This is a genomic window from Klebsiella sp. CN_Kp100 (genome assembly GCF_040065315.1).
In the GTDB taxonomy this organism is placed as follows: domain Bacteria; phylum Pseudomonadota; class Gammaproteobacteria; order Enterobacterales; family Enterobacteriaceae; genus Klebsiella; species Klebsiella oxytoca.
Genome location: NZ_JBEAIJ010000004.1, coordinates 22,127 through 36,107, shown reverse-complemented (window position 1 = coordinate 36,107; position 13,981 = coordinate 22,127). Strand labels below are relative to the sequence as shown.

17 protein-coding genes are annotated in these 13,981 nt (G+C 54.6%); 4 read left to right on the top strand and 13 right to left on the bottom strand.

Annotated elements, in window-relative coordinates:
• Positions 1–95: 95 nt before the first annotated feature.
• Together cycA and fklB are read right to left on the bottom strand one after the other, a co-directional pair.
• On the bottom strand, positions 96–1,499 hold the full coding sequence (gene cycA / locus ABLV12_RS04210; RefSeq protein ID WP_004109063.1) for a D-serine/D-alanine/glycine transporter: 1,404 nt from the start codon (positions 1,497–1,499) through the stop codon (positions 96–98).
• Between the two features lie 305 nt (positions 1,500–1,804).
• The gene (gene fklB, locus ABLV12_RS04205; RefSeq protein ID WP_160886360.1) at positions 1,805–2,425 is read right to left on the bottom strand and encodes an FKBP-type peptidyl-prolyl cis-trans isomerase; all 621 of its coding nucleotides are present in this window, start codon (positions 2,423–2,425) and stop codon (positions 1,805–1,807) included.
• Positions 2,426–2,754: 329 nt separating this feature from the next.
• On the opposite strand from fklB, the gene ABLV12_RS04200 reads away from it, so the two are divergent.
• Positions 2,755–3,417, top strand: a complete 663-nt coding sequence (locus ABLV12_RS04200) for a LysM-like peptidoglycan-binding domain-containing protein (RefSeq protein ID WP_024273622.1) — start codon at positions 2,755–2,757, stop codon at positions 3,415–3,417.
• 18 nt (positions 3,418–3,435) lie between these two features.
• Here ABLV12_RS04200 and ABLV12_RS04195 read toward each other — a convergent pair whose 3' ends face one another.
• The 5 genes from ABLV12_RS04195 to rpsF all read right to left on the bottom strand — a co-directional run bounded on the left by ABLV12_RS04195 (position 3,436) and on the right by rpsF (position 5,971).
• Complete coding sequence (locus ABLV12_RS04195; protein WP_004109067.1) at positions 3,436–4,386, bottom strand: DMT family transporter; 951 nt, start codon at positions 4,384–4,386, stop codon at positions 3,436–3,438.
• Between the two features lie 146 nt (positions 4,387–4,532).
• On the bottom strand, positions 4,533–4,982 hold the full coding sequence (rplI, locus tag ABLV12_RS04190; RefSeq protein WP_004109068.1) for a 50S ribosomal protein L9: 450 nt from the start codon (positions 4,980–4,982) through the stop codon (positions 4,533–4,535).
• A gap of 41 nt (positions 4,983–5,023) precedes the next feature.
• Entirely contained in the window at positions 5,024–5,251 is a 228-nt protein-coding gene (rpsR, locus tag ABLV12_RS04185) for a 30S ribosomal protein S18 (protein ID WP_000135199.1), read from the bottom strand.
• Positions 5,252–5,255: 4 nt separating this feature from the next.
• A complete protein-coding gene (priB, locus tag ABLV12_RS04180) occupies positions 5,256–5,570 on the bottom strand; it encodes a primosomal replication protein N (protein ID WP_004098002.1) in 315 nt (104 codons plus the stop codon).
• Between the two features lie 5 nt (positions 5,571–5,575).
• Positions 5,576–5,971 (bottom strand): 30S ribosomal protein S6, encoded by a 396-nt coding sequence (rpsF, locus tag ABLV12_RS04175; RefSeq protein WP_004098001.1) that lies wholly within the window; start codon positions 5,969–5,971, stop codon positions 5,576–5,578.
• A 337-nt stretch (positions 5,972–6,308) separates the two neighbouring features.
• On the opposite strand from rpsF, the gene ABLV12_RS04170 reads away from it, so the two are divergent.
• Entirely contained in the window at positions 6,309–6,584 is a 276-nt protein-coding gene (locus ABLV12_RS04170; protein WP_004109070.1) for a DUF1471 domain-containing protein, read from the top strand.
• Between the two features lie 258 nt (positions 6,585–6,842).
• Complete coding sequence (locus ABLV12_RS04165; protein ID WP_004117432.1) at positions 6,843–8,036, top strand: MFS transporter; 1,194 nt, start codon at positions 6,843–6,845, stop codon at positions 8,034–8,036.
• 62 nt (positions 8,037–8,098) lie between these two features.
• On the opposite strand, the gene ABLV12_RS04160 is transcribed toward ABLV12_RS04165, so the two are convergent.
• The 6 genes from ABLV12_RS04160 to ulaA are packed head-to-tail and all read right to left on the bottom strand — an operon-like array spanning position 8,099 to position 12,507.
• Positions 8,099–8,785 carry an L-ribulose-5-phosphate 4-epimerase gene (locus ABLV12_RS04160; RefSeq protein WP_325905994.1) on the bottom strand — a complete coding sequence of 229 codons (687 nt, stop codon included), beginning with the start codon at positions 8,783–8,785 and terminating at the stop codon, positions 8,099–8,101.
• Positions 8,785–9,639, bottom strand: a complete 855-nt coding sequence (gene ulaE, locus ABLV12_RS04155) for an L-ribulose-5-phosphate 3-epimerase UlaE (protein ID WP_016809363.1) — start codon at positions 9,637–9,639, stop codon at positions 8,785–8,787. The genes ABLV12_RS04160 and ulaE overlap by 1 nt, the downstream gene beginning before the upstream one ends.
• Before the next feature lie 9 nt (positions 9,640–9,648).
• Positions 9,649–10,299, bottom strand: coding sequence for a 3-keto-L-gulonate-6-phosphate decarboxylase UlaD (ulaD, locus tag ABLV12_RS04150; protein WP_004109088.1), 651 nt, complete (start codon positions 10,297–10,299; stop codon positions 9,649–9,651).
• Between the two features lie 12 nt (positions 10,300–10,311).
• Entirely contained in the window at positions 10,312–10,779 is a 468-nt protein-coding gene (gene ulaC, locus ABLV12_RS04145; protein ID WP_004109090.1) for a PTS ascorbate transporter subunit IIA, read from the bottom strand.
• Positions 10,780–10,788: 9 nt separating this feature from the next.
• The gene (gene ulaB / locus ABLV12_RS04140) at positions 10,789–11,094 is read right to left on the bottom strand and encodes a PTS ascorbate transporter subunit IIB (protein WP_004109091.1); all 306 of its coding nucleotides are present in this window, start codon (positions 11,092–11,094) and stop codon (positions 10,789–10,791) included.
• A gap of 12 nt (positions 11,095–11,106) precedes the next feature.
• Entirely contained in the window at positions 11,107–12,507 is a 1,401-nt protein-coding gene (gene ulaA / locus ABLV12_RS04135) for a PTS ascorbate transporter subunit IIC (protein WP_004109094.1), read from the bottom strand.
• Positions 12,508–12,872: 365 nt separating this feature from the next.
• On the opposite strand from ulaA, the gene ulaG reads away from it, so the two are divergent.
• Entirely contained in the window at positions 12,873–13,937 is a 1,065-nt protein-coding gene (ulaG, locus tag ABLV12_RS04130) for an L-ascorbate 6-phosphate lactonase (RefSeq protein ID WP_210669489.1), read from the top strand.
• Positions 13,938–13,981 lie beyond the last annotated feature (44 nt).

The window sequence follows — 13,981 nt, the reverse complement described above, 5'->3', positions numbered from 1 at the left end:
TCTTATTGGCCACCCCGGGTGGCCTTTTTTATGACGGGCGCCCTGCCCCCTTCGGGCCGTTGCAAGCAACGTTAAACATCTCTCCCGAGGATTTTTTATTTCGCCAGACGCTTCTTGCCGGCAAAAAGCCAGCCCGCGCCGAGCAGTACAAACCACAGCGGGGTCACCATCAGCGCTTCGCGGGTATCGGCTTCCAGCGTCAGCAGCACCAGCACAAAGACGAAGAATGCCATGCACACCCAGCACATCAGTTTGCCCAGCGGCATCTTATATTTGGACTGCTCATGCAGCTGCGGACGTTTCCTGCGATAGGCCAGATACGAGCACAGGATAATTGTCCAGACGAACATAAACAGGATCGCCGACACCGTGGTAATCATGGTAAACGCCGCAATGACGCTTGGATTGACCATCAGCATGACCACGCCGCCCAGCAGACACATACAGGAGAAGGTCAGGCCTTTCGCCGGTACCGCGCGTTTCGACAGCTTGGCGAACATTTTCGGCGCCTGCCCGTCCTGCGCCAGACCAAACAGCATACGGCTGGTAGAGAATACGCCGCTGTTAGCGGAAGAAGCCGCCGAGGTCAGCACCACGAAGTTGATCAGGCTCGCCGCCGCCGGCAGCCCGACCAGCACAAACAGCTCAACGAACGGGCTCTTTGACGGCACGACTGAGCTCCACGGAGTCACCGACATAATGACGATCAGCGCAAAGACGTAGAACATAATGATACGAATGGGAATCGAGTTAATCGCCCGCGGCAGGGATTTCTCAGGATCTTTCGTTTCCGCCGCCGTGGTTCCCACCAGTTCGATACCCACGAAGGCGAAGACGGCGATCTGGAAGCCGGCAAAGAATCCGCTGATGCCTTTCGGGAACCAGCCGCCGTCATTCCACAGATGGGCGAAAGAGGCTTCCACGCCGGTCGGTGACTGGAAGTGCATCAGCACCATCACCAGGCCGACCACGATCAGCGCCACGATAGCGACAATTTTGATCATCGCAAACCAGAACTCCATCTCACCGAACATCTTCACGGTGGCGAGGTTAAGACCCAGCAGCAGCAGGATGACCGCCAGCGAGGCGACCCAGTCGGAGAGTCCCGGGAACCAGAACTGCGCGTAGGCGGTGATCGCCACCACGTCCGCCATCCCGGTCACCACCCAGCAGAACCAGTAGGTCCAGCCGGTGAAATAACCTGCCCAGGGGCCCAGCAGGTCGGCGGCAAAATCGCTGAATGACTTGTATTCGAGATTCGACAGCAGTAATTCACCCATGGCGCGCATGACGAAAAACAGCATGAAACCGATGATCATATAAACAAAAATAATTGACGGCCCGGCAAGGCTGATGGTTTTGCCTGACCCCATAAACAGCCCGGTGCCTATCGCACCACCGATAGCAATAAGCTGAATATGCCGGTTAGTGAGATTTCGCCGCAGCGATTGTTCAGTCGGCGCCTGTTCGTCGGCAACGACTTTTACCTGATCTACCATGTGATTTTTCCTGTTGTACCTGTCTGTGTTGTTCGGGCTCTATTGGCCCTTCATTCGTATTAACCCCGGAACGAGGGTTTATCGATATTAGGTAAGAATCGGAGGGATGAATACTATGATTTAGAGATAATGTTAATTTTATGTTTAAAGTGAGTGTTATATCACTCCGGTTACGCGAAACAGCTCACAAAAATACACCCATTCAGCAGATATGCAATATAAAGCTCCAGCAAATGCTCAACTTAAGGGTTTTACACTATTTAAAGCGGCTCCCTCCCCCATACGGAAGAGGAAGCACCAGCTATTTAAATAATGTCCAGCAGTTCAACTTCAAAAACCAGGGTACTGAACGGAGGAATGGATGCGCCCGCGCCGCGCTCGCCGTAGGCCAGGTTGTGCGGAATCGTCAGTTCCCATTTAGAGCCTACCGGCATCAGGGTCAGCGCTTCAATCCAGCCGCCGATCACGCCGGTCACCGGGAACTCAGCCGGTTCGCCGCGCGCAACGGAGCTATCGAAGACGGTGCCATCGATCAGTTTGCCGGTGTAGTGAACGCGAACGCGGTCAGTACGCGCCGGGATCGGGCCTTCACCCTGAGTCAGTACGCGGAACTGCAGGCCAGATTCGGTGCTGTTCACGCCTTCGCGCTCGCGGTTTTCTTCCAGGTATTTCTCGCCATCCGCGGCCATTTCCTGGAAACGCTCGCGACGCACGGCGTCAGCGCGTTCGTGAATTTCACGCAGCGCGCGGTGAACGGCTTCCACCGGCACCTGCGGCTGTTTACCTTCCAGCGCGTCAGCAATACCCGCGACCAGCGCTTCCGGCAGCAGCCCCTGCAGGCCAGATTCGCTCAGCTGTTGTCCAACCTGCAAGCCGATACCGTAACTTGCCTGTGCTTCAATCGTGTCAAAAGTAGGGGTTGCCATCTTTGTTCCTTTTTTGGGTGAGAATTTCATATTCCACGGCTTCACGCAGCATAAGCAGAAAAGCCGGAACATATACCCTAAATAATTCGAGCTGCAGCCAACGCATCTGCAACCTGAAGTATGACGGGTATAAAGAGGTGGGCAGCATATCAGCCACAGCACGACGGGTAAAACTTTGTCGGCAGGATGATGACAAATCTGACGGAAACAGAAACAATAGAGAGATAAGGTTAACCTCACGAAACATATCTTTGTCTCGTCCTTCAGAAAGTTAGCCATCTATACTCTAGAGACAGCAGGATAAAAATATGCGGAGCAGGAGGAAAGCCATGCCCGGGCGCTTTGAACTGAAATCTACCCTGGAGAAGATCTGGCATGCCCCGGATCATTTTCGCCTCATGGATCCGCTACCGCCGATGCACCGCCGCGGTATTATTGCCGGAGCGCTGCTGGTGGTTATCGGCGTTCTGCTCCCTTCAGAGGATAACGGCAGTTCAGTTCAGTCCAGCCGCGAGGCGAATCTCGACCTGCAATCTCAGTCGCAGCCGCAGTCTTCAGGTAATCAGGCCGTCCCACTGCCGCCCATCACCAACACGCCGCCGGTCAACGATGCCGATCAGGTGGCGCCGGTCGCGCCGGAGCCCATTCAGGATGAGCAGCCGGATCAACCGCAGCAGCAGACCGCTTCCCAGCCTTATCAGGAGCCGCAGTCGACTCCCGGCATTGAGCAGCAGTGGCGGACCTACCGTATTGAATCCGGCAAAACCCTCGCGCAGCTGTTCCGCGACCACAACCTGCCGCCGACCGACGTTTACGCCATGGCCCAGGTTGAAGGTGCCGGTAAGCCGCTAAGCTCGCTGCAAACCGGGCAGACGGTACAGATCCGCCAGAATGCCAGCGGCGTGGTCACCGGGCTGACTATCGATACCGGCGGCGGGCAGCAGGTGCTGTTTACCCGCCAGTCGAACGGTAGCTTTATTCGCGTCCGTTAAGCGTTCCGGCCGGGTAGCTTACCCGGCCTGCTGTGAAGATTTTCCGGATGTTGCCCCCGGCTTATTTACCCACCAGATCCCGGCGCACACCAGCACCAGCGCAACCGCATATTTCGGTTCAAAAATATTCTCGCCAAGGAAGATGGCCGACAGCACGGTTCCGGCTACCGGGATGACAAAGTTGAACGGCGCAATCATGCTCACGCGGTTATGCTTCAGCAGCACGCTCCACAAAGCAAAAGCGATGGAGGAGAGCAGCGTCAAATAAGCCAGAACCAGCACCGCTGCGGAGCTGTGAACCTCGAGGGTTCCGCCGGTCAGGTAACCGCCGCCAACCAGCACCAGACCGCCAAACGCCAGCTGCCAGCCGGTCATCACCGTTGGGTCAACCGTTTGTGAAATGCGTTTACCATATAGCGTCGCCGCCGACAGAATAAAAGCCGCCAGCACCACAAAACCATCTCCTTGCCAGACAAAGCTAAAATCGCTCAATGAATGATTAAAGTTCACCAGCATGACGCCGGCAAAACCGAGAATGCAGCCGATGGCCTTGTTATAGCTCAGCTTGTCATTCTGATAGATGAAGTGCGCCAACAGGACGCTGAAGAAGGTTCCGGTAGCGTTCATAATCGAGCCCTTCACGCCGGTGGTAAACGCCAGGCCCACGTAGAAGAAAACGTACTGGATAGACGTTTGCGTAACGCCCAGTATCGCCAGCTGCCCGCACTGACGCGGATTTAAGCGGGCAATCGGCTTACGTTGCACCAGCGCGAAGAGCAGCAGCAGGGTTCCGGCAAACAGGAAGCGATAGCCAGCAAAAACGATTTTTGACGGCACATCATCAGTGGCAATCTGAAACAGTTCATAGCCGCTTTTAATCGCCGGATAGGAGCTTCCCCACAGCAGGCAGCAGAGGGTTGCGCAGGCATAAGCCACATTCTTGCGGGAAAATATTGAGGGTGCGTCCATTCACTTTACCAGAAATAAAATAGTGTTTTATTTTATTATCCAGAAAGTTGCTAAGAATAGCCACCATACCAGGAAAAGATTAAGCAAATACAGAAAAGCAAAACGCCGGCACAGGGCCGGCGTCTCGACGTGAGTTGAGTAATAAATTACTCAGCTACAACGTTAACAACCAGTTTAGCGAAGACTTCGCTGTGAACCTGGAAGTCCACTTCGTGCTCACCGGTGGTGCGCAGAACGCCGTTCGGCAGACGAACTTCGCTCTTAGCAACGGCAACGCCAGCTGCAGTTACAGCGTCAGCGATGTCGCGAGTACCGATGGAACCGAACAGTTTACCTTCGTCGCCAGATTTAGACGCGATGGTAACGGTGCCCAGTGCGTTGATTGCTTCAGCACGTGCGTTAGCAGCGCTCAGAACTTCTGCCAGTTTGGCTTCCAGTTCAGCACGGCGTGCTTCGAAGAATTCAACGTTTTTCTTGGTAGCAGGAACAGCTTTACCCTGTGGTACCAGGAAGTTACGAGCATAGCCCGCTTTAACGTTAACCTGATCACCCAGGCTACCCAGGTTTGCTACTTTATCAAGCAGAATAACTTGCATTACCTTATCCTCTCAAAGTCGTATTAATGGACCGTGACCGATTACTGATGACGATCAGTGTACGGCAGCAGGGACAGGTAGCGAGCGCGTTTGATAGCGCGAGCCAGCTGACGCTGATATTTTGCACGGGTACCGGTGATACGGCTCGGGACAATCTTACCGCTTTCGGTGATGTAGTTTTTCAGCGTAGCGATATCTTTATAGTCGATCTCTTGAACGCCTTCCGCGGTGAAACGGCAGAACTTGCGACGACGGAAATAACGTGCCATATGGCTAGTCTCCAGAATCTATCAATTCAATCTGCTCGGCATGCAGAACCATTTTGCTCAAGCCGTTCTTTGCCTTGTGGCAAGAGATGAACCCTCGAACGATTACTGCGCTACCGACCGTTATACTGTGAGTAATGGCCTGGTTCTGGTGTCCGCTGATTATCACGGGCATCTGGCACCACGCCTGCCGGTGAAAACCGGCTTCCTCCTGCACTGAACGATGCTCAAGCACGAACTGGCAGTGTGGAATTCCTGACGGGCTGACCTTACGAAGTGGAGTCCTGCAAACAATGCCGGACAGCTCCAGACGATTGGTCATCAGGATTACTCTTCAGAATCCCCAGCTTCAGAATCATCTGCGGTTTCGTTAGCGAAATCTTCGCGACGCTCACGGCGCTCGTCTTTCGCTTTAACCATCGGAGATGCTTCGGTAACAGCGTGCTTAGTACGCATTACCATGCTGCGGATAACGGCGTCGTTGAAGCGGAAGTTAGTTTCCAGCTCATCGATCGCTTCCTGCGGCGCTTCAACGTTCAGCAGAACGTAGTGAGCTTTGTGCAGTTTGTTGATCGGATAAGCCAGCTGACGGCGGCCCCAGTCTTCCAGACGGTGGATCGTACCTTCTGCTGCAGTGATTGCACCAGTGTAACGTTCGATCATGCCCGGAACCTGTTCGCTCTGGTCAGGATGGACCATAAAAACGATTTCGTAATGACGCATCGAATTGCTCCTTACGGATTATTCAGCCTCCTGTCTGGGTCAGCCGCGGCCCATGGAGGCAAGGAACGTGTTAAAGGGCGGCTGAAAAATTGACGCGTCATAATACGGGCGAGCGGGGTTTAAGACAAGTGAATTGTGCAAATAATTCGCACTAAGCGCAAAGTGACCCTAAGCCGGTGATTTAAAATTAATCAACAGCGGAAGCGACAATTTTTTGAACAACTGCATCAGAAATGGTCGCGATGCGCCAGAGAGGCAGCGATTACAATTAGATCAGAAGCAATCCATACCCCAGGGAAGCGGGTGAACGTCAGGACTGTCATAAGGAGCGTAGATGATGAAATACATCCTCATAACCATGATGGCAGCGCTTTTGTTATGCGCCAACGCGCTGGCTGCTATTAAAATCGATGCCCGCCAGGCCCGCAATATGGATGATGTGCAGAGCCTCGGCGTTATCTATATCAACCATAACATCGCCACCGAGCAGGAAGCTGACCAGGCGCTTAGCCAGCAGAGCGATGTTCAGGGAGCGAAATACTTCCAGCCAATCCTTATTCATGAACCGGGAAGCGATGGACAAATTCACGCCAGCGCCGTCATTTACCGCTAACGCCTCCGGAGCGCTGACTTCATCCAATAACAGAGGAAGTCAGCGATGCTCCTGCCCGGCCCGCTGACGTTGCTCAATTCGACACAAAACACAGAACCTGATGTTTGACTGGCGTTTCCTGACTGAGTAAGGCGTCCGCCGCGTCGCGGAAGAGAGCGTTGCTTAATGCAATTGAGAATTATTTTTCCTCGTGACTTATCAGCCTGCGCGTAACCTGATTTAATCTCTCTTTACCTGCATGATTCTCCGGAGTGATTCATGGTTCCGCGTTTTGCCACGCTCAGCCGTATCCCAAAAGGGGTTTGGGTGCTGGGCGGCGTTAGCTTGCTGATGGATGTTTCCTCAGAAATGATCCACAGCCTGCTCCCTTTATTTATGGCCACCACATTGGGAGCCAGCGTGATTATTATCGGCATTATCGAAGGCGTGGCGGAAGCCACCGCGCTGATGCTGAAGGTGTTTTCCGGCGTCATCAGCGATTATGTCGGCAAACGTAAAGGGCTGGCGCTGCTCGGCTATGGTCTGGGAGCGCTGAGTAAGCCTCTTTTTGCTATCGCCCCTACCTCCGGCATGGTGTTTAGCGCTCGAATGATCGACCGCATCGGCAAAGGAATACGCGGTGCGCCGCGGGATGCGCTGGTTGCCGACGTCACTCCCCCGGAAATTCGCGGGGCCGCCTACGGGCTGCGCCAGGCGCTGGACACCATCGGCGCGTTTCTGGGCCCGCTACTTGCCGTCGCGCTGATGTTTCTCTGGGATAACGATTTCCAGTCGATTTTCTGGGTCGCGGCGATTCCCGCCGTCCTCTCAATCGCTCTGTTGGGCTTTGGGTTAAAAGAACCCAACACATCGGTCGTCCAGAAACGTACCAATCCCCTGCGCCGCGAGAATCTCAAGAAGCTTTCCGCCGCTTACTGGTGGGTGGTGGCTATTGGCTCGATTTTCACCCTCGCCCGCTTCAGCGAAGCCTTTCTGGTGCTACGCGCCCAGCAAATGGCGATCCCGCTGTTCGCCATACCGCTAGTAATGGTCGCCATGAACCTGGTCTACAGCCTGACTGCCTATCCTTTCGGGAAATTATCGGACAGGATGAGCCACAGCAAAATGCTGCAGTGGGGCCTGCTGGTACTGATTGCCGCCGATATCGTGCTGGCGCTGAGTAGCCACTGGAGCACGCTTTTAGCCGGCGTCGCGCTGTGGGGTATTCATATGGGCATGACGCAGGGTCTACTGGCGGCAATGGTGGCGCATACCGCCCCGCCTGAACTGCGCGGCACTGCGTTCGGAATGTTCAACCTGATGAGCGGAATCGCGCTACTGCTGGCCAGCGCCGGTGCAGGCGTGCTGTGGGAAATGTTGGGCGCCGCCTCGACGTTTTATGCTGGCGCGATAATTTGCGTCGTGACGTTGATAGGTATGCGCTGTATGCCGTCGGCTTATCAACAACGATAAAAAAGGCTCCGGAGCAGACCGGTTGATTCATCATAAAGATGAAATGCTCCGGAGCACGTATTTCACTTTTGCCCGTAGTAGGCGTTTGGCCCGTGCTTGCGCATGAAGTGTTTGTTCATCAGCCAGCTATCGATGGGCTTCAGCTGCGGGTTGATCGCGCGGGCTATCCACGCCATCCGCGCCACTTCTTCCATCACCACCGCATTGTGCACCGCATCGTGCGCATCTTTGCCCCAGGCAAAAGGCCCGTGCTGATAGACCACGACGCCCGGCGTATGCAGCGGCTCAACGTCGCCCAGCGTTTCGATAATCACGTGGCCGGTATTCAGCTCATAAGCCTCCGCCACTTCCTGCGCGCTTAACGCCCGGGTGCAGGGGATATCGCCAAAGAAGTAGTCCGCATGGGTCGTTCCCAACGCGGGAATGGCCAGACCCGCCTGCGCCCAGGCCGTTGCGTGCGTCGAATGAGTATGTACCACGCCCCCCAGACTCGGGTAGCGGCGATACAGCGCCAGATGCGTGGCGGTATCGGAAGAGGGACGATACCGCCCGTCTACCACTCTCCCCTCCAGATCCACGACCACCATATCGTCCGCTTTCATGACCTCGTAGGCGACGCCGCTGGGCTTAATCGCCACCAGCCTGCGTTCGCGGTCGATAGCGCTGACGTTACCCCAGGTAAAAGTGACCAGGCCGTAGCGCGGTAAATCCATATTGGCTTCAAATACCTGCCGTTTTAGCGTTTGCATTATGCTGCCTCCACCAGACCGGCGCTGGCCATCCTCGCCTTCACCCAATCGCGTGCTTTCGCGACCTCGGCGGCCGGATCGTCGGTCGTTTCGCTCCACATTTCAATTAGATACGGGCCGCAGTAGCCCGTCTGCTTGAGCGTTTCGAAACAACGTTCAAAATCGACGACGCCTTCGCCGAACGGCACGTTTTTAAATACGCCGGGTTTCGTATCTTTTATATGCACCGCCACGATATGCCCCATCCCGGCCTGCAGCTCCATCTGCACGTCGTTATCCCAGGCGGAAAGGTTGCCGATATCAGGATAGAGCTGGAACCACGGATTATTCAGATAGTGGGCGTAGCCCAGCGCCTTACTGATCGAGTTCATCAACGGATAGTCCATGATTTCCATCGCCAGCGTCACCTGCGCGCGGCTTGCCATTTCGACGCTCTCTTTCAGCCCGTCACGGAAGCGGCGGCGCGTCTCGTTGTTGGCTTCCTGGTAGTAAACATCGTAGCCCGCCAGTTGAATAACGCGAATGCCGACATCCTGAGCCAGTTGAATCGCTTTGCGCATAATCTCCAGGCCCTGCGCCCGAACCGCGTCGTCTTCGCTACCGAGCGGGAAGCGCCGATGGGCGCTCAGGCACATAGAGGGCACGCGCACCCCGGTTTCGGCAATCGCGTTAACCAGCGCGAAGCGCTGCTCCCGGCTCCAGTCGAGTCGGGCCAGGCGGGCGTCAGTTTCATCGACCGACATTTCGACGAAATCAAAACCGAGCGCCTTAGCCAGCTGCAGGCGTTCCAGCCAGCACTCCCCGGCGGGGAGCGCTTTTTCATAGATGCCGAGCGGAATATGTTTCGACAGCATAGCCGCTCCTTAGCCCCACAGTTGGGCGATAGAACGTTTGAACTGCCGGGCGGCTTCCACCGGCGAAGCGGCGTCGCGAATGCTGCGCCCGGCGATAAAGACGTGGATCGGAATTCCCTGGAACAGCGGCAAATCCTCCAGCGCCAGGCCGCCGGTGACGGTGACTTTAAAGCCCATATCGGACAGGCGTTTGATAGCGTTAATATCCGCCTCGCCCCATGCCACCCCGGCCGCCTGGGCGTCGCGGCTACGGTGATAGACTACCTGCTGGATACCCGCTTCGCGCCACTCCTGCGCCTGCTCCCAGGTCCAGTAGCCGGTCAGTTCAATCTGAACGTCGCCGTTGAACTCTTTCGCCACGTCCAGCGCGCCTTTGGTGGTGTTGATGTCCGCACAGCAGATCACGGTTACCCAGTCGGCGTTGGCTTCAAAGCACATGCGGGAGAGGATTTTACCGGCATCGGCGATTTTAGCGTCCGCCAGCACGATTTTGTTGGGATAGAGCGCCTTCAGGTCGCGAACGGCACGAACGCCTTCAGCCACGCAAAGGATGGTACCGACTTCAATAATATCCACTTCATCGGCTATCAGGCGCGTCGTTTCATACGCGGAAGACATAGATTGGTTATCGAGCGCAACCTGCAACATAGGTAATGACATTTTCTCTTCCTTTTAAACGGCCGCCGCTGTGGCGTTATCAATTAAATCCAGCACTTGCTGCGCGGTGCGGCAGGCGCGTAAACGGTCAAAATTGGCTTCGTCTTCAAACAGATTGACGATCTGCATGATACCCACTTCCTGATGGGTATTGGCATCCACGGCCGCCATGGTGATCAGGATGTCGACCGGGTCGTTATCCTCATGATTGAAAACCAGCGGCGTTTTCAGCGTGACCAGCGCAAAGCCAGTTTTCTTGACTCCCTCTTCCGGGCGACCGTGCGGCATCGCCAGGCCGGGAGCTATCACAAAATAAGGGCCGTGCTGAGCTACGCCATCCAGAATGGCCTGGTAGTAGCGCGGCTCTACCACATCGGCTTTCACCAGCAAATCAACGCTCAGCTTGACGGCTTCCTGCCAGGTGCTGGCATCAGCCTGTAAAAGGATGGAGTTATTCTCCACCAGCGAATCACGTAATTTCATTTGGCGTCCTTACTTCACATCCTGCGGAAAGTGCGCTTTGATCACTTCCAGCAGTTTTGGGCCAAAATCCGCTGGCGAGAGCATGTTGCGTACCCCAACCACGTATTTATTGCCGGAGACGCTAATCTCACCGGCGATATGGGTGGAGGCGATGATAATGTCCGCGCCGTTTAGTTCGCTTTTATATTCCCCCACCGCGCAGCTGTTCACCGTGTGATCGATATTTGACTGGGTCAAAAACTGGTCCACCTTCATCTTCATGATCATGGAACTTCCTTGCCCGTTGCCACATACAGCCAGAATACGTACGGTCATAGTCAAAACTCCTTATTGAGCAGAAGCATCTGCCAGTTGTTTTTCCGCGTCCTCTTCAGCACGCAGCGTGCGCCCTGCGAAGAACATATAAGCCAGTGCAATAATGATGATGACGGCCATAAACGCGATACCGATGGAGGCGAAGCCCTGCATCATCGGCGGCGCCAGAATTGACCAGTCCGCCATGCCCATCCAGGCGCTCATGCCGGTCAGCTTCACCGCCCAGACGCAGCCAAAGATTTCAATCATTCCCATCACCAGGCAAATCTTGAGCGCCGCGCGCCAGCCGCCAAAGTGGTTAGCAAAGACGCCGATGGTGGCGTTCGAGAAGAACATCGGGATAAAGCCCGGAATAATCAGAATGGAAGAGCCGACGCCCACCAGAATACCGACGGCGATCAGCTGGCCGATGGTGCCCCACATAAAGCCCCAGACGACGGCGTTTGGCGCAAAGCTATAGATCGCCGCACAGTCAATGGCCAGTACGGCCCCGGGAATCAGGCGCTGTGAGATGCCGTTAAACGCCTCGGAGAGCTCGGCGACGAACATGCGTACGCCCTGGGTGATAATGAAAATAGCCACGGCGAACGAGAAGCCCGTTTGCAGGATATAGACCGTCCAGTGGGTATTGCCCGCCATCGCCTGTACGGTATCGATGCCGAAGGAAAGCAGGATCGCGCCGAAGAAAATAGTCATCACAATGGCCGTGGAGACGATGTTGTCGTGAAAGATGTTCAGCCAGCCCGGCAGCTTAAGATCTTCAACGCTCTCCTCCTTTTTACCCAGATACGGAGCGACCTTGTAAGCAATCCATGAAGCGAACTGCTGCTGGTGACCGATGGAGAAGCCGCAGCCGTCAGTCACTTCCTGGGTCGGCTTGTACATCATGTTCGAGGTAATGCCCCAATAGAGCGATACCAGCACCGCCGTACAGATGATGGTCGTCCACATCGGGTAGCCGAAGATGTAAAAAGAGACGGCAATCAACCCAGCCTGCTGGAACATGATGTGCCCGGTCAGCATGATGGTGCGAATACCGGTAATACGCCGCAGCAGGACGTAACAAATATTCAACGCCAGAGCTAACAGCACGGCATAGCCCACCCAGCTGTAGGCGTCTCCCATGCGTTCGATCGTGGCCATCATTGATGCGTAGGTATCGGAGATAGCTCCGTTAATGCCATAAACCTCAGACATTTTTGCCACTACCGGCTTAAAGGTGCTGGTCAGAATGCCGGAGCCGGCCTGCAACAGCATAAAACCGATAATAGTTTTAATCGTCCCTTTAACAATAACGCTGGCGCTTTTACGCAGCAGGATATAGCCCAGGCAGGTCACAATCCCCAGCAGTAGCGGGGCGTTAGTCATTACCTGGTTAAAGAACACGGTAAAGATGTGGTAGAGAATCTCCATAACACACTCCAGAAGGTGGACGCTCTGAACGCACGCTACGCTCAGGGTTTGTTGTTGGGATCACTCTAATAATCAAAAATAATCACAACAAGATTATATTTGATTAAATGTGACGCAAGCCGCAAATAATCACACAATCCGCTATCGTATTAATTCTCATTTTCATAAAATAAAAAATAACACATTAAAATCAATAAAATATAATTCCACCTATATCATAAAATATGTCTTAACCTCCGTTTACCCCTTAGGATTGCCTCCAGAACAGGCAAAATTCAGGATTGCAATCCTGAACAAACGATGCCAGTATTCTTCAAAACAAATCACAATGTGATTACTTTTGATAATATGTGAGGGGAAAATAAATGAGTAAAGTGCAAACCATCACCCGCGAATCATGGATCCTGAACACTTTTCCGGAATGGGGCAGCTGGCTGAACGAAGAGATTGAGCAAGAGCAGGTGGCGCTGGGCACCTTTGCCATGTGGTGGTTGGGTTGTACGGGCATCTGGCTAAAATCCGAAGGCGGAGCCAATATCTGCGTCGACTTCTGGTGCGGCACCGGCAAGCAAAGCCACGGCAACCCGCTGATGAAAACGGGCCACCAGATGCAGCGCATGGCGGGTGTGAAGAAGCTCCAGCCAAACCTGCGGACCACTCCGTTTGTCCTCGATCCGTTCGCCATTCGCCAGATCGACGCCGTGCTGTCTACCCACGATCATAACGATCATATTGATGTGAACGTAGCCGCCGCAGTCATGCAGAACTGCGCCGAAGACGTACCGTTTATCGGCCCGCAAACCTGCGTCGATCTGTGGATGGGCTGGGGCGTTCCGAAAGAACGCTGCATAGTGATGAAACCGGGCGATGTGGTTAAAATCAAAGATATTGAAATCCACGCGCTCGACGCCTTTGACCGTACCGCCCTGATCACCTTACCCGCAGAACAAAAAGCCGCGGGCGTGCTGCCGGATGGGATGGATCAGCGCGCGGTGAACTACTTGTTTAAAACGCCGGGCGGCAACCTGTACCACAGCGGCGATTCTCACTACTCTAACTACTACGCGAAGCACGGGAATGAGCACCAAATCGACGTGGCTCTGGGCTCCTATGGCGAGAACCCGCGCGGCATTACCGACAAAATGACCAGCGCCGATATCCTGCGCATGGCCGAGTCGCTGAATACCAAAGTGGTGATACCTTTCCATCACGATATCTGGTCAAATTTCCAGGCCGATCCGCAGGAGATCCGCGTTCTGTGGGAAATGAAAAAAGACCGCCTGAAGTATGGCTTTAAGCCATTTATCTGGCAGGTCGGCGGGAAGTTCACCTGGCCGCTGGATAAAGACAACTTCGAATACCACTATCCTCGCGGATTCGACGATTGCTTCACCATGGAACCGGACCTCCCCTTTAAGTCCTTCCTCTAAGGCATCTCCGGCGGGAGCCCCCGCCGGAAATTATCCCCGTCAGC